The following is a 20,736-nucleotide window of genomic DNA, read 5'->3' on the forward strand; positions in this document are numbered from 1 at the left end:
ACAACAACAAACAGCAAAAGCTTTCAAACAAAAAGAGACTTCCAAATAGAAGTCTCTTTTTGTTTGAATAATTAAATACTCTTATAACATACCACCACATACAGGAATTACTTGACCTGTGATGTATGATGATAAATCTGAGGCCAAGAAAAGACAAGCATTTGCTACATCTTCTGGTTGACCAGCTCTTTTCAATGGAATATTTGCTTCCCATCCTTCAACCACTTTAGGGTCTAAAACGTCAGTCATTTCCGTGCGGATAAATCCTGGAGCAACAACGTTTGTACGGATGTTTCTTGAGCCTAATTCTTTTGCCAATGATTTTGAGAAACCAATAATTCCTGCTTTAGAGGCAGCGTAGTTGGCTTGTCCAGCATTTCCTTGAACCCCAACTACAGAACTCATATTGATGATGCTACCTTTGCGGTTCTTCATCATCACTTTAGATGCCGCTTTAGAAACATTGAAAATTGATTTTAAGTTGATGTTAATTACATCATCCCAATTTTCTTCGGTCATACGCATTAACAAACCGTCTTTTGTGATTCCAGCATTATTTACAACAATGTCTAAAGTTCCAAAATCAGCTACGATATCATTGATTAATTTATCAGCTTCATCAAATTTGGAAGCGTCGGAACGATAACCTTTTACTTTTGTTCCAAATTGTTCAAGTTCTTTTTCTAGAGCCTGGCCTTTTTCTACAGAAGATAGGTAAGTAAAAGCAACGTTTGCTCCATTCTCAGCAAATACCTCCGCTATTTTACGACCTATTCCTTTGGATGCCCCAGTAATCAAGGCGGTTTTTCCGGCTAACAATTTCATATAATTAATTATTTATGTTCAATAATAGAATGTCCACAAAAGTGACAAATAAACTGCATAATACAAAAAATGTGTAGGAATAGAAAGTTCATTCCTGCAAAAAAATGGGATTATGGTAGAATTGAATAAGAGAAAGGGTATTTATTGATAAAATCACAAATATTTGAAACGTTTCTGACAAATTTATTCGCTATAATATAAACCGAATATTAATTTTGTATTTCATTTAAAAACCATGGGTAAGAAAACAAAGAAAACGGAAGTAGACGTCGTTCTGATTGGTGGTGGTATCATGAGTGCGACGTTAGGTACGTTAATTAATGAGCTAAGTCCAGATATTAATATTGAGATAATCGAGCGTTTGGATGTTGTTGCTGCCGAGAGTTCAGATGCGTGGAATAATGCCGGAACAGGACACTCCGCACTTTGTGAACTAAACTATACTCCAGAGCAGGCTGATGGATCAGTAAAAATTGATAAAGCAATTAGTATTGCTGAACAATATGAGATCTCAAAGCAGTTTTGGTCTTACCTAGTAGAAAAGAACATTATCAAGAATCCTAACCATTTTATCCGCCGTGTGCCTCACATGTCCGCGGTATTTGGTGAAAAAGATGTACAATTCTTAAAAACAAGATTCGAAACCATGACGAAACAAAATTTATTCAAGGGTATGGAATATACTGAGGATAAAACTTTGTTGAACGAATGGGTGCCTTTGATGATGGAAGGACGAGCAGTGGATGAGCCTATCGCCGCCACAAAAATGGACATCGGAACAGATGTGAACTTTGGTGCTCTAACAAAAGATTTGATTACCTACTTGGATGGTAAAGACAATATTAAATTGTCCTTGAACCAGGAGGTAAAAGATATTGACCGCGAAGATGACGGAAGATGGGAAGTTGAAGTTAAAGACTTAAAAACTGGCCAGAAAAGAGAAATCCTAGCAAAATTCGTGTTTATTGGTGCCGGTGGTCACTCCTTGTTGTTATTGGAAAAATCGGGTATCCCAGAAGCAAAAGGATACGGTGGTTTCCCTGTGGGAGGTCAATGGTTAAGATGTAATAACGAAGAAATCATTAAACAACACCATGCCAAAGTATATGGTAAAGCATCTGTTGGTGCGCCTCCAATGTCTGTACCGCATTTAGACACTCGTTATATCGACGGTAAACAAGCTTTACTTTTTGGCCCTTATGCTGGTTTCTCAACCAAATTCTTGAAAAAAGGATCCTACTTCGATTTGCCTGCGTCTATTAAGCTTTCAAATATCCGACCTATGCTTTCTGCTGGATTGGATAACCTACCTCTGACAAAATATTTAATTACTGAGGTAATGAAAAAACCGCAGGATAAATTGGATTCATTGAAACAATTTATGCCAACAGCTAGATTGGAAGATTGGGAAATTGAAAAAGCAGGCCAAAGGGTACAAGTAATTAAAAAAGACCCTAAACATGGTGGTATCCTAGAATTTGGAACTGAAGTGGTGTCCAGTGCAGATGGTTCTATCGCTGCATTATTAGGGGCTTCTCCAGGTGCATCTACATCAGTGGCTATCATGATCAACCTGTTGAAAAGATGTTTCCCTGATCGTGCAAAATCAGATGCGTACCGTAAGAAATTACGCGAAATGATTCCTTCATGGGGCAAAAAATTAAATGATGACGCAGAATTGTGTCAATCAACTAGAAATCGTACTTCTGCTATTTTGCAGATAGATAAATAATATTCATAATATCTTATGGGGTGCTAATATGTCTCGCTTCTGGCGAGACATATTTTTAGGCTGAGATGATACCCATTTTCGATGATCCATCGAAATGAACCTGATCCAGGTAATGCTGGCGTAGGAATAAATTATATCCTTTCCCTTGTCTCCATAAGTGCATAATCAATTCAGCGAAATTGGAGGAAATCTTAAATAATATTTTTCATGCTTTAAAGGAAACTTCTTGGTTAGAAAGGTTTTCCGTAATCTGTGGTATCATCCAAGTTCTTTTGTCCAAAAACAATAAAGTATCCAATTATTTATTTGGAATCCTTGGAATTATCTCTGGAATGATGGTCCTATTTACTGCCGGACTATATGCAGAAATTGCCTTGCAAATCTATTATCTGGTCATGAGCATCTATGGTTGGTGGTTCTGGATGAGCAATAAAACCGCAAAGGAGCAACCAATATCCTACACATCAAAGTCCGAATGGAAAATTGTTCTAACGATTGTCTTTGCAGGCTTCTTATTGTTTTACTTTCTGCTTCGAAGTATCACAGACTCAGATGTTCCTGTCTGGGATGCTTGGGTGACTTCAACCGCTTGGGCTGGAATGTGGTTGCTAGCAAAAAGAAAAATTGAAAACTGGATTTTATTAAATATCAGTAACCTATTTGCAATTCCTCTTTTGATCCATAAAGACCTCTATCTATTTGCTGCCCTAACAACATTTTTATTCGTGATCGCTATCTTCGGATTCCTTAAATGGAAGAAAATTATGCAATCACAAAACGCAGATCAATTAAATTTCAATTAATGCTTAGTCAAGAACAAATCAATATCATTAAAGAATTACAGCCTTTAGGTATTAAACATAAGTCCCTTACGAAGGAACAGTTGGAGTTTACTTACCGAAATAACTGGTTTAATTTATGGGTTCCCAAAAATTTAAATGGACTTGAAATGCCATTTCCTCAAGGGCTTGATTTACTCGAAGAATTAGCCTATTATGATGGCGGATTTGCCTGGACACTAACCTTATGTGCTGGAGCAAATATGTTTGCCGGATTTATTGATCCTAAACTGTCTGAAAAACTATGGTCAGATCCTAAGATATGTCTAGGTGGAAGTGGAAGAGTCGGAGGGAAGGCCATTGATCAGGATGACCATTATGTAGTGTCAGGCTTTTGGAGTTATGCAACCGGAGCACCCCATCTAACTCATTTTACTTTTAATGCTGAAATCATAAAAGATGGAGAAACTGTAAAAACAGATTCTGGAGATCCTCTTTATTATTCCTTTCTAGTTCCTAGGGAAAATGTGCTGATTGAATATGATTGGGATACCTTCGGATTGGAATGTACAGCAAGCCATTCATTCTCTATTCAGAATTTAAAAGTAAAAAAGGAAAATGCATTTATGCTAGATCCTAACAGTAGAACCTCTGATTCAGCATTGTTTAATATTCCATTTATGCCCTTTGCTGAGCTAACCCTTTTGATGAACTATGTCGGGATGTTTAAACGATTCTTAGACCTGATCGAAAAATACTATTTCGAAAAATCTAAAGATCCCAATTGGGCAGATAAGAATAGCAAACAAAGATTTAAACAGCTTGACCAAATCAGAATAAGCTTTGAAAATAAAGTTAAAGAAGTAAAACATAATGCCGTTTTACTATGGGAAAAAGCAATTGCAAATGCTGAAGTTGATGCTAGCTTATTCGAGAATATAGCAACACTTTCTAGAGAGATTGCAAAGGATATTCGTATGAACTGTGCAGAGGTTTTACCATTACTCGGAATCAGAGCAGCCCAAAGAGAAAATGAGTTAAATATTGTGTTTAGAAATATCTTTACAGCAAGTCAGCATAGTTTGTTGAATGTATAGTAAAAAACAACTCCCCAATTTATTACTTTCTTTGGGGAGTTGTTCGAATAAATTTAAGACAAATCAGGTGGAGCTTGGAAATATGCCCAAGTTAAACCATCCGTAGCATCGACTAAGGTAAATCCAATGCCTGTTTTAATGACATAAAACCCATTTCGGTTATAAATATATCTCGCAGTGATATTCATTGCCTGTACTACCGCTGGGTTGGATGATGGAGCACCTTCCAAAAATGGGATGAATCTGAGAATGCCATTTTCGGCAAATCTTGAAACAGGACCATGAAAGCTGCCAGGATTTTCACCTCTTAGATTAACAGCCATAAGCCAGAAATAGGTTTTATATTGTTCATTGTAATCATAATTAGGGGCAAAATTAAAATCTGAAAAATTGGGGAGTTTTTGAAAACCTGCAATATCGGGTTGGTTTCGTTTTCCAAAGACTTGAGTCGATAACCACCACAGCATTTTTCCTTCTACTACTGTAAATTCCTTTGCAGTTTTTATATCATAAATCTGCGGTTTGCTTTCATTGGAAATTTCGACACCATTCCTAGAGCTTATTGAAGTTGCTTTGAGGTCTAAACCTTCAATCAATTTTATTTTTACACCTTCAATATCAACTTGTTTAACCAGTGATATTCCACTTCCATTAAAGAAATAATTGGATTTTGTAACAACTGGGTTTTGATTGGTCCCTGAAATAAATGATAATAGACGATTAACGGTGTCAATTTCTAAACCAAAGGTTTTTCCGTTCTGCTTATAAGAAAAGAAATATCTAGGCATTTCTGTCAATTTCTTTAAATTTTCATAATCTGCGTCAATGGAATTTGCTTTTAATTGTGTTAATTTTTCAGGAGAACATTTAGTCAATTTTAAAATTGATTTACTCATTTCTCCTTCTAAAGTTATGGTATCAGCCTTGATGCTCTTAAATGTAAATAATGTATCGATTAACCGGGCATCAGCCGCTAAATTCGCAAATTTACTATTTTTAGGAAACCGTATTGAGGGGTTGGTTTTGATGACTTCTATTCGATAATTGGTTTTACCGAATTTTGAAAAATTCTTTGAGAAATCACTGATAAAATCCGACGAATTCTCAGAATTAAATCCTAGGTAACCGTAAGTGACGACCTGATTCGGACCATACTCAATAACAAATTCCCAACCTGTTTTATGTGAGGCAATTGCATCAGTAAGTTGTTTCAACTTAACTTCTGGTTTTTCCCAAACTTCTACTACTTCAAATGTATTAAGATCTCCTTTCTTACAAGAGAAAATGAAGCAAAGAGACAATATTAATAATATATACTTTTTCATGATTCTATTAATTAAATCTTATCCATACCTTGCTATCTTTCACGCTCACAAAATCAAATTGCTCATCCCCAGTTTCAAACACATAAAATCCCTGAGGATCAAACCAGATCTGATTTTGTTTTCTTGCTATTTCTTCAAATTCGGTTCCTGGGGTTAGTCCGGTGAGGGGGCTAAATACCTTGAAAGATAAAATGCCTTGATCATTATATAGGGTATTGAATAAAGGTCCAAGGTTAAACTGCCCCAAGAAAATGATGTATAAGGCATCAAGTGGATCGATGTATCTTCTAGGAATATAAAGAAGGAAATTGAAGCCAGGGAAAGTTCTAATGCCTAAAGCGTCTTTTTTTCCAGCAATCGTAAACCCAAAAGAGGAAGCATATCTTTTATTGATCAGGTACATCCTTCTTGGCGCATCTTTATCGAAGGATACTGGTTTGTTTTGATCAAAGATATCAACATCTATAGTTCCATTCAATTTTGCTGTTATTTTATTGTTGGTCTTGTCAATGATGAAGTTATCAAAACCTTTCACTGCCAAACCACCTGCATTTAAGGGGTCCTTTAGAAAAATTCCTTTATCGGTAAGGGCATACTCTGTAATAAAGCTTTTGAAAGTTGAGTTCTCTTCGTAATAAAAAGCAATATTGTTGGTTTCCGTATTGAAAATCACACCATAATCTTTGTTGTTGATTTTTACAGTTTTATAGTAATTTCTCAACTGGTTGATTTCTTCAACCTTGGTATTTAAGAGAAATGCTTTTCTAATATAGTCGTCCCCCTCATTTTCCTTGGCTCTAATTAAAGTTAATGCGCTTTCATTATGATTTCCAACTAGTTTTATTGTATCATTAGAGGTTTCAATGATGGAAAATTCAAAATCAGAAATCAAACCGCCACCTCTTAATCCACCACTTTTTTGTTCATCTGGGTCGGACAGCTGATGAATATAAGAATAGGTGTCGAAATAAAGACTGACTACCTGATCAGCTGCTAATCGGTAAGAACTTTCGTCGGAAGTGCCAGCTTTGATATTATCAATAGTGGCAAAGCTTTTAACCCGGTTTTTATCGTCGAAATTGAACTTAAAAGTATAACTTCCGCCACCCTTTGGGTATAAATATCCGATCCATCCATTTTTCGAACCTGTTAATTGCTTAGCATATTCATCTTTTAACTTATTCAATTTGGCATCCGGTCGAACTCCTTCAAATTCCTTCTTACATGAAATTAGGAGCAAGCATATAATCAATGAGAAAATTATTGGTTTCATTTTGTAGTTGGTTTAGTTAATGATAAGAATGCTGCTCGAACTTCTCTTTGAAGAGCCCTGAAATCAATGTTGAAGACTTCCTTGTAGTACTGGACAACGATGCTTTCCTTGAGACGGAAAGTAGCTTCCACAGGAGCATTCGCTTTTACTAATGCATCGAATTTTTCCTGCCCTTCTACCAACAAGTAGGCAATCGTTTCAACGAAGTCTTCTTGTTCAGCAGATTTAGCATAACTAGACACAAACCCTTGAGAATTTGCTGTTTCTTCTGGCGTATTAAACCAAGTTTGGGTATACCAAGCTGTACTTATACCTCTCCAAGCTTGAGGATAATGGATGTTTTGATGCAGGATATGTGCAAATTCATGATGAATAGTATGTAACATCTGACTAACGGCATCAGGATTGGATAATTCAAAGTCATTTACTACATATAGAACAACCTTAGTTCCACCTTCTGCAGTACCTAAAATAATGGTTCCATTGTTTTGGTACTCAGCACTACCCACCAAGATAAACTTGGAAAGTGAATACCTTTTCAGAAAGCCTTTGCCAGCAACTTTTTCATAAGGTTTCATCCAAATATCCCGTACTGCGGTTAAAACTGGAATGACTCGTTTTTCTTGGGGTGGTACTAAAGTTCTATTATAATTAATTTCGAAAGGTGTCCATTTGTACTTAATCTCTATATTGTAGGATTTAATAAATTCTTGATAAATAAATTTATCTAAAGGACCATTTACCCATCTTTCACCACCTAAATCGACAATTGGTTCTTTAGGCAAGGATTCCTCTTTTGAACACGAAGTACAGAAAAGTAAAACGATTAAGGCTATCGAGTATTTTAAATATTTCATAACAGTTTAATTTTATCTTGGATTAGGTTGAACACCTGATAATACCACCTCAGCGGGCAGTTGAAAGAGACGCATAGGGCTGTTAGCACCTAAAACATAGGTTTCTTTCTCATCATGAGTGCGATGTGTTACTACGATCTTATGTCGAACAATATCAAACCATCGAAGCCCTTCAAAAAGGAATTCCCTTCTTTTAAAGTCTAAGGCAGCTTTAATAATGTTTTCTTCTAAGTTTAAACTTCCATAAAAACCATTTATTCTGTTAGAGTTGACATTATGGACTTTTGGTTCATAGACAGGCTGATCGGGACTGTAATATACTTTTCGACTGATGAAAGTATTTAAATCTGCAATGGCTTTGTCAAAGTTTTTTACACGAGCATAGGCTTCCGCACGGTTTAAAAGCAGCTCGTCCGCAGTCAATAATGGAATCATGTTATAGGGAATACCATAAGCTGCATTTAAACTTCCTTTTACAAAATGTTCTCGGAATTTTGGTATGTTCAACGAATAATCTGTTCCGCCATATATAGGGTATGCAAATCGTCCAGTGGTAATGTTATTTCCAAATATTATTTCACCAAGAATTGGAGCAGTAAATCCGAATCTATTGAATGCTAAATCTCGACCCCAAGAAGAAACTGCTTCCACTAATAAAAGATTGGTTGGGTTTTCTGTACTCGAATACCATTGTTGTAAAGTCAAGTATTCCATTGCAGCAAAAGCTCTATTGTTTACAGGTCTGATATAGTTTGAGAGATTTTCTCCAAGAGCTAGATTTGCATGTTCAACGGCCTTGGTATAATTATGTTTAAATAAATAAAAGCGAGTCGCAAAAGCATGGGCAGCAGTTTTAGTAAAGTGGTATTTTTTGACCTTGTATCTGTTGTCATCAAGTAAGGGAAGACCTTCCACGATATCTTTTTCAATGAGGTCATATAGTCCTTTTACTGTACCTCTTTCATATTTATTAAGCACGAATTTTTCAGGTTTATCAATAAATGGAATCCCTGGATCAGAAGCTGAAGTTTCAGGTTCATAGTCTTTACAGTACAAGATGGCCAGCATGTGATGTGCATAAGCCCTTGTTAACAATGCTTCACCTTTTAAGGAGGCAGTTTGCTTATTTAACCCCAGTTTTTCGATGGCTTCAAGGGCATGGTTTGATGCACTAATGGCTTTATAGGCGGTATACCAATAATAAGTCGGAGAATCGGAATCGTTGGTTTCCACATCTAGAAACATCCAAGGATTCATATTCGTTTGAACGTTTGAACTGCTGGTCATGCCTTTGTCCCCAGCGTTGTCTGATGCAGATTCCGTAAAGGGAATATAATTCCCCCTAGGATAGGCAGAAGTTAGAAGTTCTGCAATCTTGCTAGGAGAATCTAATTCTGTCCTTAAATCTGGTGGAGTTTCCAAAAATTTAGAACATCCCAACAATAGGAAGGCAGAAAGGAGAGTTAAAAATACATTTGTTTTCATAATGGTTTTCGTTTATAATCCTGCTTTAATGGAAAGTGTAAATTGACGAGGAATTGGCAATGCCACCCCTCCGGATCCATAGAACTCAGGGTCTTGACCATTCAATTTTGGATCTGAGTAAATCAAGAACAGATTGTTAGCAACCAGATTTAAAGAGAGGTTGTTGAAAATTGATTTCCCAAAGAATTTTTTTGGAAATTGATACCCTAAGGTTACTTGTTTCATCCGGATGAAACCACCATCTGCCACCCTTTGATCCGAATAATTGTACGCGTTATAGACTTGGTCTCCAGGTAATCTGGAAGAGGTCCTTGAAGTCGCAATAGAAGGGGATAGGTTTTCGTAAGGTGCAAGAAATCTATCCAAGAAATCATAGGACATCGCATCCAATTCGGAGTATTGGTTTTTATAGATAGGATTTAATCTGACCTTGTTTCCTGCGCTATAAGTAACTAGGAAAGAGAGATTAAGGTTTTTATAGTTGAAATTGTTATAAAAACCACCATTGAAAGTTGGATCTACTGGCCCTTCATATTTTAAATAATTGGTCTGTATACTTTGTAGGAAAACATTGTTAGAGATTTCATTGTTTTCATTGACAAATATTGGGGTACCATTGAACTCATTCAATTTTTCAAAGTTAATAGAAAATAGACCTCGATGAGGATAACCTTCTTTTGCTGCTCCAACAGAATTGACCAAGTTCCAGATATTGGGTTCGTTTCTTATCGAGGTTATTTCATTCTTATAAAAAGCATTCGTCAATTGGGTTTTCCAGCCCCAATTCTTTCTGTTAAATACAGTTGCCTTGAACAATAATTCTATCCCTTGGGATTTCATATCGGCATAATTGGCAAATTTTATGGCTTCACCACCTATCCCTGATATCCGCATAGGGCCAATTAGATCAAATGCATCCCTTTTATATAAATCCAAGACGATCTGATACCTTCTGTTGGCGAAAGTTGCATCAAGCCCAATATTGGTTTCATATTGCTTTTCCCAAGTCAAGTCTTGGTTTTCAAGGAAATCAATGTTGATTACAGGTTCTTGTTCATGAATGAAAGGTCGATTGACAGATCCGGAGCGCAACACCAAACTCGCATTGGTGGCTGGACCCATGCTGGCGGTCAATCCATAAGTTCCTCTCAAGGTCAAAGTGTTAAAGAAAGTCTGGTTTTTGAAGAAGTTTTCCTGGTCTATGTTCCAAGATCCTGAAAGGTTCCAGGTAGGAAGCCACCTTGCAACTCGGCTTCGACCTAATTGGTTAGAACCATCATATCGAGCTGTACCGGTGAATTGATAACGACTGTCGAATGAGTATGTTCCATTGGCGGCAAATGCAACAAAGCGGTCAGAAAAGACTTGCATTTTATAATAAGGTAAATTTCCTTCGACAGTCATCTTGATAATATTTGGGTCAATAAATGGAACACCACCTTTATCAAACTGGTATCCATAGCCTGTCATATCTTTCGTCATTCTGTCCAAGAATCTTATCTCTTGCGTAGCAAATGCAGTAAAATAGTGTTTTTGGGATGTTAAGCTCCAATTGAAACTATTCCGTAAATAAAAGCTCTTTAGAATGTTTTCATTGGTTATATAAATCCCACCATAAGGCAAAACAGACATGGGCCTAGCATCAGGATTTGCAGGATCTCGATATAGGAACCTGTTTTGATTTGCAATGATGCTGTTTTCAATTCCGTCCACACCATATATAGTTCCGGCCCGGTAAGCATTTGATAAATTTGAGGTTTCATTTATTTTATGCTCATTTCCAGTACTTGCATATCGATAGGCACCAATGAAGTGGTATTTAATGTTTTTAGGAAGTTTATAGTTTAATTCCCCTTGAACCTTTAGGTCGATCATTTTTAATTCCATAAAATTCCTGTCCAATTCATTTAATATATTGAAAGGAGCATAATTCATAGTTACATTTTCTCTATTCCCATTCTCATCAAATGGTGCAACGACTCTCGAAGTATTCAAGGCATAAGAGAAAGGGTTGATATCGAAATTTCTTGACACCACCCCGGTGACTGGGTTGCTATCTTGCCCTAAGGTACCAGGTGCTTTTTGATCACGGATAGAACCTGTGGTCAACAATCCAATCGATAACTTTTCGTTGATATTGTAATTTCCTCGAATGTTTGCAGTATATCTTCTAACACCATTTGCTTTTGCCCAACCATTATCCTGTAAAAATGAAGTTGAATAATAAGTTTGGACCTTATCATTACCATTCGTGAAACTTACAGAGTGTTCCTGTTGTAATGAATTGTTAAAAAGTGTTTTGAACCAATCGGTGTTTTGGTAGATGTATCTTTTCAGGTATGCTTCTCGACCTTCAGGAGTGTTTTCAATAAGGGGTGTTCCATCTTCTCTCCATGTGGATAGGCCCCTTGATAAGTTTCCAAATATTCCTGAATTCATATTGTTTCGAATTAGTGCATAATCAATAGCACCTTTTCTGGCGATTTCTGAATATATTGACATTTGATCGTAGGAATTTACTATGTCAAATTGTGAATATGAGGGTCGGAGATAAGTTGTGAAATTCCCCAAATAGGAAACTTCCTGAGTTCCTGATCTACCTTTTTTGGTCGAAATAATAATCACCCCATTCATCGCTCGTGCCCCATAAAGAGAAGTCGCTGCAGCATCTTTAAGGATTTCAAAGCTTTCGATATCATCTGGGTTTATACCAGCGACAGAAGATCCCAAAAGGGTATTGGCATCACCTGTAGATAATTGGTCGTTAGAGATATTGACTACATCCTCTAAAATAATCCCATCGATTACCCATAATGGTTTATTATCTCCAGTAATCGAAGTCGCTCCGCGTACCCTGATTTTTGGAGCTGCACCAAAGGTTCCTGAAACATTTTGCACACTAACTCCCGAAACCTGGCCTTCCAACATCCTTGAAACATCTGGAACCCCTAATCGTTGCGCATCCTCCGCCTTAAGCTTAGTAGCAGCTCCTGTGAATTTACGACGATCAATGGTCTGATATCCAGTGGCAACAACGTCTACTGCCTCCAATGTTTGCTGGTCACGGACCATTCTTACCTGGATGTTCTTGCGACCAGCAATAGCTAGCTCTTGCCGTTTATAGCCTAAAAAACTTATTATTAATATATCATTAGATTTTGCAGCGATTTCAAAATTTCCATTCTCATCACTTGAACTGCTTTCCTTGCCGCCCTTGATTGAAACAGATGCCGCTTGTAAGGGCTTTCCCTCTGAATCCTTGATAGTTCCTTGAACTTTTTCTTGCTGAACAATAGCTCCGGATTTTGAACTCTTTGTTCTGAAACTGATGGTTATTTGTTTGTCCTCAATGTGATAATTTAGCCTATCCATGGGTAGGATGATTTCCAAAACCTGTTCTAAAGGTTTTTTCTCAACATCAACCGATATTAGGCCAATTTCTTTACTGACACGGTCATTATAGAAAAATTGATATTGGGTTTGATTAGTAATGGCGTATAAAACCGTGTTTAATTTAGCACGATGAAATTTTAACGAGATTAATTGCTCCCTTGCTTCTGTAATGATGCTACTTAGCATATACATAGAAAATAAAAAAGCAATTTTTGCCATCTTTGGTAGAAAAGAAAAGCCAATAGACCTCTTCCTTTCTAGTTTTTTGTCTTCTAAAAAGTGATGCATTTTTAAGTTTAATTTTTGTTTAAAATTGGATAGTATGGTAGCTGCTAAAGCAGCGAATAAATTGAATTGCTTATGTCATCATAATATTAAAGTTTGGTTTCGGAAATTATTAATTGGTTATTCTGTATATGAAATTGATGTGCTGAAGATTGATTAAGGATTTTAATAATTTGCTTCAAACTTACATCTCGATTTATAGTACCTGAAAAGGTTTCATCAGGAGTTTTATTGGTTTTATATTGTGATTGAATCCCATACCAGTTTTCAATTTGGGGGATGATCTCCGAAAGCTTATCATTTCTGAATAGGAATAAGTTTTGCTTCCAGGCAAGGTCTTTTTCTAAATCAGCAGTATATAAACCTATTTCTCCTTGTGCAATTACTGCCTTTTCCAAAGGCTTGATTTGCTTTGTGTATTTTTCTGTCTTAATCTCAATATTACCCTCCACTAATGTGGCCTCAAATCCATTGTTGTAATTCTTGATATTAAAAGAGGTTCCTAATACGCGAATATCTCCAAGATTTGTTTTTACGATAAAGGGTTTTTTCTTATTAGGTTTAACTTCAAAATAAGCCTCTCCTTGAATGGATACTATTCGCTGAGCATGATTAAAATGGGAAGGGAATTGGATGTTGGAATTAGAATTTAGCCAGACTCGCGAACTGTCCGGCAAGGTGAATGAATAGATTTTTGTATTAGGAACCTGAATCTCTAATATGTTTTCTGTTTCAGCTGATTTTATCGAGGAAACAACTGGAATGATGTTTTTACCAGAAAGTATGAATGTGTCGGTATTGAGTTCTAGAGGATCGTTTAATTTGATCTTTTTTCCATCAGCTAATATTAATTGAACGGAGTTGTTTTGAATCTGACTATTTTCAGGTTTTCTTTTATTTTTTGATAAAACTTCAATCACTCCTTTATTCCCAAAATCAGTAGGAATAATTAATAATGTTCCTAAAAGAATGGAAGCTGCTACAAACCATTTTATGAAAAGTAATTTTTTGGATTTTTTTCTTTTTTTCCATGATTTCTTCGCGTCAAAGGAATTTAATAATACCAAATCCTCCTTTAAGTATTCATAGTTGATGCATCTATTAAATAACTTCTTGTTATTAATATCCTCCTCAATCCAATTTTTCAGTTTTCTGCTTTCTTGGACTGTACAAATACCTTGTAAGTGTTTGAAAATAAGTGAACTGATGTGCTTCTCTTTTGGGTTCATAATTAATACTTAGAAAAATTGAACGCACAAAAGGATGAATGAAAAATAAAATAAATTTAATTCGAGGTTAAAAAATAGAGGAGTAGGGTGAAATGTTCAGGGTTTAATTTTTTCTGTAAATAGATTAAACCGCGTTTCTTATGAGTCTTTACGGTATTGATGCTGATGTTAAGCTCATCCTTAATTTCCATATTGGATAGACCTTCAAAGAAACTAAGTTTGATTACTTTCTGACACATGTTCGGAAGCGTATTCACCAATTTATCAATTTCTTCAATCAGTTCGGTATAGATCAATAGATGATCCAGATCTACTGAATCCTGTTCGTTATATCCACTTAAACGCCAATAACGCTGATTTATCTCACCTCTTTTATGCTCATTGAGCATTTTATTTTTTACTGCAGTAAAGAGAAATGATTTGATCGCCCGCGGATCCGATGAAATTTTTGATTTATTCATTAAATAGGAAGTGAAGGCATCTTGAGTAAGATCCTCAGCTTGAGCGTAATCGCCCGTAAGTTTAAATGCATAGAATTTGATATACTTGTAATAGCTGATATACAAATTCTTATCCGACATAACTACAGTAGGATTCATTATTTAGGTGGTTAAACAATTATTTTTGATTAATTAGAAATAAATATAAATAATTTTCAATTAATGTATATTGTTATTATTGAAAAATTATTTAAGAATACTTGTAAATATGGGTTAGTCACCTAGAAAACAAAGAAAATTTATTCGAGAATAAATTTTATTGTAATTTTTAATTTCAAGAATTTTTGGATTTTGGTAGTTAGGAGGGGAGATAGATATGATGGTGGATTTTAATCCTCCTCAGAGTTAAAATCATCACCATCATACAGGAATTCTATCAGTATAGAATTCGATTCTTGTGTTAATACTTCGTCTTTTATCATTTTGAATAATTTTTATATTTCAAAAGTAGAAAAAGACTTTATGCTGAGTGTTAATTTGGTGTTAAGTTTATGTAATTAACATTGGAAAAGCTCAGATTGTAGGAAATCCCTTGATCAAATGAATTCTGACTTCTAATTCTGTCAAAAGTAGCCTCACACCAAGGATTTGCAAAATTATTAAACTCCCTCGATAGGCTATCGTTCTGTAAATAGGATCCATCTGTAGGAATCCCATAGAGATAAATCAAACTTTCATGGTTATTACTTATTAATTTCCCATTCTTATCCACCGCAATTTTTCCATTTCTATAATTTCCATTGACAATTTCTTGCAATAATCCACGCTTACGCATCCGATCAAATAACTTATTGTTCTTTAGATTTAAATCTCCTTTAGGAATTCTTGCGTCAATCAGGTAATTGAATTCTTTCTCCGTATAAGAATTTTTAATGACCAAAGAGTCTTTGTTGATTTCAATTCTCGGTTCCTCACAAAATATGAATTTTACATATCCCTCTCGAGCCAAACAAAATAATTTATCAATGCTATCCCTTGGTGGACCAAATGCTGTATGATTAATAAATCCCAACCAATGCTTTTCAAACGATTCTTGTGACTCTTCATCAAATCCATTATGGGCAAATAACTCCGCAATTTGGTAAAATCCCTCCCGCAACGCTGCAATCGCTGCTGACATTGGGCTCTTTAATTCTCCATCATCCGAAAGCTTCATGCTATATATCCCCAAGTCCACAATAAACTCATGGTAATTGGATTCAATCGGAACCTTGGAATATGCCATAGGATCTATCAATGCATTGATGGAGAAAAGTTTGGAGGAATTAAAGGTCTCAATGAAATCAATAATCTCCGAATCCGTCAACTCCTTGGTCGAATGGATATAGGTGTAAAATGCCAATTGAGTTTCCAAATTATAGGTCGGCAGAATATCTCGCTCAAAATTTAGTGGTTGGTTTCTTTTCTTTAATATTTCTACCCATTCATCGGTCATCAATTTAAGTTGATATTTATTGCCTGACCAAAATGCATTTCGGGGTAACATTGGTAAATTCCTTCTGGAAAATGGATAAATGATCGGTTCGTAACCCGATGGTAAATATCGATATTCATGGTCCTGTTTATAAAATATTCCTCCGCGACCTTCTGTTAAATGTAAAACAGCGTCCATAAAAGTTAATCCTATTCCTTTAATTGCAACATCTACCTGCGCTGGAATATCATCCAATAATTCAACAGGGTAGGTCTGGGGAAGATACATGATATTGCCATTCTTTTCCGAAGCCAATAAGTCTTCCTGCTCCATATTGGAGAAACTATGTCCAGTACATAAAATCGCTGATTCATATAAAAATGGAAGTTTCCTTTTAGAATTTGTCAACCTAATCTTATCCTGTAATAGTTCAACATCTGAAATGTTCCCATTGATCAAACTGACATCAATACTTTGGGGTTTATTTTCCAAGGTCTTATGTAAAGCATCCATCAAATAAAGTCCCATCAACTCTCTGGAACAAAAATCCGACGGATTTGGACCATTTTCGGCAGATTTATTATGATTAATCCAATCTATAAGCTTTAACCTGTTCGGAATGTAATGTGGCTTTTCCAAATCATCCCAACAACTTACCTCTGCAATACAATCATTCATGATTAAATATGAAGGTAAATGCGGCTGAAAATTGGGGCCTGCAGCAAAGTCTCGACTGTGATTGAACCAATGAATTTTGATTGTCTTATTTAAATTTTGACCTATTGCCTTGGATATAAAACGATCCAATGCATAAAATCCCTTAGGTCCACCTCCAACTATCGCAATATAAATTGCATCAGATTTATTAGAAGTCAAATCTTCTTCACTTACAACTTGATTGTAAATGTGCTTTGGTACCTTACTGAGGTACGGGTCTAGATATGCAGAATTCCAAATCATAATCTAATTCTTTATTAATCATTGGAGCTCAGTTTAAAAATAGATTTAAGCTTTTAGTGCATGAGCAAATCTGGCTATGATTTTTCGTAGCCTATGTAAGTTTAGATTCACTAATTTAGAAATTCACTTTTTTTGCTTCAATCAATAATTTTTATCGCTGACAGATAGTCCATTACTATCCCAGGATATCAAACTGATATCTCCAAAATTGTTAATTACTAAATCACATTAATTATTATTTGTATACCTTATTAAGCCAACCAAATGTTGTGATATCACTTGTCTGGCAAATCTTTTTTCTTAAAAGATTTAGTTATGTGTGATGTAGTAAATATAACAGTAAATATTCATAATCGTTTTAATGAAGTGGTTTTTTTAGCTTAATTTTTTGATTTTTTTTAAACTCTACCCTATAAATAGGGTATAAAAAAAGGCATTTTATAAAAATGCCTACCAATTTTGTCGTGATACCTACTAACTATTATTGTTTTTGGTTAATAATTTCAAATGTTTGCCGAATCAGATCAAAAGAATTCATCCTTTTTTCATCATCATAGATGTAATTGGTGCTCATGATTTCTTGAATTTGTAAATCTTCAATTAATTCATTTAATTCTTGAGCAAGTTTAGTTGGGGCCCCAAAATAAGTGCTTGAAGTCATTGATAATACCGCTTGCTCAATCTCTGGAATACCATGATAAATTGGCTTTTCCGTAGGTGGAGATAAAGGCATCCTTCGGTTGGTAATGATTCCGGCAAATAAATTCTGTAAGCTCGTTGAAAGAATCTCCGCTTCTTCATCACTGTCCGCTGCAATTATATTCACGCAAACCATAAAATATGGACTTTGTAATTGGGCCGAAGGCTTGAAATTCGAACGGTAGATTTCTGATGCTGCTTTTAACATGGCAGGAGCAAAGTGCGCCGCAAATGCATAAGGTAATCCTAATTCTGCTGCAAGGAAGGCACTATCCGTACTGGATCCTAAAATCCAAATGGGAATTTCTAAACCCTCCGCAGGAAAAGCTCTAACTTTTGCGCTGACATTGTCAGAACTTAAATAGCGTTGTAATGCCAACACATCATCCTTGAAATAAAAAGCCGTATTTAGATTATTGCGGCGTAATGCCATTGCAGTAACCTGATCCGTGCCTGGAGCACGGCCCAGACCTAAATCAATCCGATTTGGATACAACGTTTCCAAGGTCCCAAATTGTTCGGCAATAACCAAGGGGGAGTGATTGGGTAACATAATACCACCGGAACCTACACGGATGTTCTTCGTCTGCGAAGCAATATGACCAATCAAAACCGAGGTGGCTGAACTTGCTATGAATTCCATGTTATGGTGCTCAGCAAGCCAAAGTCGAGTAAAACCTAAATTGTCTATATATTTTGCACCATTGGTCGCTCGGGAAATGGCTTCAGAAGCATTCCCATTCTTACGTAGTGTCGCTAATTCTAATAAAGAATATTTAATGTCTTTCATATCCCATAAATATACAGCCTGACCTTCAAAATTATGGTAATCTAATTGTATGGATTTATATTTTATATGTCATCATTTTTAGAATTCCTAAACTCCAATATTTTTGGACATAAATTTACGTCCTCTAACAATTGATTTATTCAAATTATTTGCTGATTTAATAATCAATTTTGGAATATATTTTAACATATATTGTCAATTTATTAAAGAATATTGTCTTTTCATTTTAGCAGAGTCGGAAAATGACTACATTTTCATTTCAATTAAAATAATAAACACCTTAAAATCCTTTAAAATTCCCCAAAAACATCGAAAAATGCGTTTAAACCGTTTAAATGCATATTATAAAATTCATCGATTTTTACCTTGATTTTTTGCTAAATTAATTAAATCAAAATTTTCATTTTATTTAATTGAAAATAAGGTAGTTATAATTGTGTAAAATTTACAATATGCTAAATTTGCTTTTTTTATTGCTAAAAATATATATAGCTTTGTTCGCAAAATAAATCCTATATATGACAAATTTAATCAGTAATCAATTGGAGTCCTTCGGTATCCGTCCAGAAGGTCCAATTTATTTTCAACTTCCAGTCCCCGAACTGGTGGAAATAGCGATTAAAAACAATGAAGCTTCACTGACAGAAACGGGAGCATTAAGTTTCAAAACTGGAATATTTACAGGGCGATCTCCAGAGTCAAGATTTATCGTTAAAGATTCTGAAACTGCTGATCATGTAAATTGGGGAAAGGTAAATAAACCAATGACTGGAGAGTTATTTGATCTCCTGCTTGCTAGGGTTTCTTCCTACCTTTCTAAAAACATCATGTACGTACGTTCCGTACAGGCTTGTAATCATAAAGATTATGCCCAAAATGTTCTAACTGTAACCCAAAGCCCTTGTCAGGATATTTTTGTCAATAACATGTTCGTTAATGTAGATGTGCAATCCCAAAAAAGTGTGGATTGGACCGTATTGGCAGCTTCTAATTTAAAAATTGATGATTATGCCGAACTAGGCTTACCTACTTCACATTGTGTGGTGCTTGATCTAACAAGACATGTGGTCATCATTATTGGAACCGCATATACCGGCGAAATCAAAAAAGGTATATTCTCCGCATTAAATTATTATTTGCCTTTAAAACATAACGTGCTTACCATGCATTGTTCTGCAAACGTGGGCAAGAAAAACGATACTGCTCTGTTCTTCGGTCTTTCCGGAACCGGAAAAACTACATTATCCGCCGATCATGGCCGTCTATTAATAGGTGATGATGAACATGGATGGACCCAAAATGAAGTGTTTAATTTTGAGGGCGGCTGCTATGCCAAAGCTATTGGATTAACTCAGCAACATGAACCTCAAATCTTTAATGCCATCCGTTTTGGTGCTTTACTGGAAAATGTAAATTTCAAACCTGGTTCTCGCGAAGCAGATTACGAGGATAGCAGCATTACTGAAAATATGCGCGCATCTTATCCAATTGAATTCCTAGAGAATGTTAATCCTTATGGTTACGGTGCTTCCCCCAAACATATCTTCTTTTTAAGTGCTGATGCTTTTGGTGTATTGCCTCCAATTTCTAAACTTACTGCTGAACAAGCCATGTACTATTTTATCAATGGCTATACTGCAAAAGTAGCAGGTACTGAAATGGGTGTAAAAACTCCTACAGCAACCTTCTCAGCTTGTTTTGGTGCAGCATTTATGCCTCTTCACCCAATGCATTACGCAGAAATGCTTCGTAAAAAACTTGAAGAAAATCCTGATATCCAAGTGTGGTTAGTCAATACCGGATGGGTTGCAGGACCTTATGGCGTGGGAAGAAGAATTCAACTGAAATATACTCGTCAATTGATTCGTTCTGCAATGGATGGTCATATTGGTGAAGCAGGATACGAAAAACACCCAATATTCAATCTTCAAATGCCTCGGGAATGCCCTGAGATTCCTACTAATCTGTTGAACCCTAAACGGGTTTGGGATAATCAAGAAGCTTATCAAGAATTAGCTGAAAAATTAAAAGGAATGTTTGACGAGAATTACGCGCAATTTATTCCTAAGGAAGTTGAAAAGGTCTTGAGTTAA

The 20,736-nt window shown here is 35.7% G+C and carries 14 protein-coding genes and 1 riboswitch; of the genes, 4 read left to right on the plus strand and 10 right to left on the minus strand.

Annotation, left to right across the window (positions count from 1 at the left end):
• Positions 1 to 81: 81 nt before the first annotated feature.
• A complete protein-coding gene (gene fabG / locus ACF3OC_RS08805) occupies positions 82 to 825 on the minus strand; it encodes a 3-oxoacyl-[acyl-carrier-protein] reductase (protein WP_094282599.1) in 744 nt (247 codons plus the stop codon).
• Positions 826 to 1,060: 235 nt separating this feature from the next.
• Between fabG and ACF3OC_RS08810 the strand changes: the two genes are divergently transcribed.
• The 3 genes from ACF3OC_RS08810 (at position 1,061) to ACF3OC_RS08820 (ending at position 4,433) form a co-directional block, all read left to right on the plus strand.
• The gene (locus ACF3OC_RS08810; RefSeq protein ID WP_094258049.1) at positions 1,061 to 2,557 is read left to right on the plus strand and encodes a malate:quinone oxidoreductase; all 1,497 of its coding nucleotides are present in this window, start codon (positions 1,061 to 1,063) and stop codon (positions 2,555 to 2,557) included.
• Between the two features lie 6 nt (positions 2,558 to 2,563).
• Positions 2,564 to 2,701, plus strand: a riboswitch (TPP riboswitch).
• 35 nt (positions 2,702 to 2,736) lie between these two features.
• Positions 2,737 to 3,360, plus strand: a complete 624-nt coding sequence (gene pnuC, locus ACF3OC_RS08815) for a nicotinamide riboside transporter PnuC (RefSeq protein ID WP_220476695.1) — start codon at positions 2,737 to 2,739, stop codon at positions 3,358 to 3,360.
• Positions 3,360 to 4,433 (plus strand): acyl-CoA dehydrogenase, encoded by a 1,074-nt coding sequence (locus tag ACF3OC_RS08820; protein ID WP_144043775.1) that lies wholly within the window; start codon positions 3,360 to 3,362, stop codon positions 4,431 to 4,433. Before pnuC ends, ACF3OC_RS08820 begins: the two co-directional genes overlap by 1 nt.
• Positions 4,434 to 4,486: 53 nt before the next feature.
• Here the strand turns inward: ACF3OC_RS08820 and ACF3OC_RS08825 are convergent, their stop codons facing one another.
• From ACF3OC_RS08825 to ACF3OC_RS08865, 9 genes are all read right to left on the minus strand, one after another.
• Positions 4,487 to 5,758, minus strand: coding sequence for a DUF4302 domain-containing protein (locus ACF3OC_RS08825; protein ID WP_094282601.1), 1,272 nt, complete (start codon positions 5,756 to 5,758; stop codon positions 4,487 to 4,489).
• 7 nt (positions 5,759 to 5,765) lie between these two features.
• A complete protein-coding gene (locus tag ACF3OC_RS08830) occupies positions 5,766 to 7,031 on the minus strand; it encodes a DUF4302 domain-containing protein (protein WP_094282602.1) in 1,266 nt (421 codons plus the stop codon).
• Positions 7,028 to 7,888, minus strand: a complete 861-nt coding sequence (locus tag ACF3OC_RS08835) for a substrate import-associated zinc metallohydrolase lipoprotein (RefSeq protein WP_094282603.1) — start codon at positions 7,886 to 7,888, stop codon at positions 7,028 to 7,030. The genes ACF3OC_RS08830 and ACF3OC_RS08835 overlap by 4 nt, the downstream gene beginning before the upstream one ends.
• A 12-nt stretch (positions 7,889 to 7,900) precedes the next feature.
• The gene (locus ACF3OC_RS08840) at positions 7,901 to 9,373 is read right to left on the minus strand and encodes a RagB/SusD family nutrient uptake outer membrane protein (RefSeq protein ID WP_094282604.1); all 1,473 of its coding nucleotides are present in this window, start codon (positions 9,371 to 9,373) and stop codon (positions 7,901 to 7,903) included.
• 12 nt (positions 9,374 to 9,385) lie between these two features.
• A complete protein-coding gene (locus ACF3OC_RS08845) occupies positions 9,386 to 12,952 on the minus strand; it encodes a SusC/RagA family TonB-linked outer membrane protein (protein WP_392471465.1) in 3,567 nt (1,188 codons plus the stop codon).
• A gap of 188 nt (positions 12,953 to 13,140) precedes the next feature.
• A complete protein-coding gene (locus ACF3OC_RS08850; RefSeq protein ID WP_392471467.1) occupies positions 13,141 to 14,280 on the minus strand; it encodes a FecR family protein in 1,140 nt (379 codons plus the stop codon).
• Between the two features lie 56 nt (positions 14,281 to 14,336).
• Complete coding sequence (locus ACF3OC_RS08855; protein ID WP_094282607.1) at positions 14,337 to 14,879, minus strand: sigma-70 family RNA polymerase sigma factor; 543 nt, start codon at positions 14,877 to 14,879, stop codon at positions 14,337 to 14,339.
• A gap of 373 nt (positions 14,880 to 15,252) precedes the next feature.
• The gene (locus ACF3OC_RS08860; RefSeq protein WP_094282608.1) at positions 15,253 to 17,154 is read right to left on the minus strand and encodes an FAD/NAD(P)-binding protein; all 1,902 of its coding nucleotides are present in this window, start codon (positions 17,152 to 17,154) and stop codon (positions 15,253 to 15,255) included.
• A 481-nt stretch (positions 17,155 to 17,635) separates the two neighbouring features.
• The gene (locus tag ACF3OC_RS08865; protein WP_094282609.1) at positions 17,636 to 18,643 is read right to left on the minus strand and encodes an LLM class flavin-dependent oxidoreductase; all 1,008 of its coding nucleotides are present in this window, start codon (positions 18,641 to 18,643) and stop codon (positions 17,636 to 17,638) included.
• Positions 18,644 to 19,161: 518 nt separating this feature from the next.
• On the opposite strand from ACF3OC_RS08865, the gene pckA reads away from it, so the two are divergent.
• A complete protein-coding gene (gene pckA, locus ACF3OC_RS08870) occupies positions 19,162 to 20,736 on the plus strand; it encodes a phosphoenolpyruvate carboxykinase (ATP) (RefSeq protein WP_094282573.1) in 1,575 nt (524 codons plus the stop codon).

Source organism: Sphingobacterium cellulitidis, from assembly GCF_043187465.1.
GTDB classification, from domain to species: Bacteria; Bacteroidota; Bacteroidia; order Sphingobacteriales; family Sphingobacteriaceae; genus Sphingobacterium; species Sphingobacterium cellulitidis.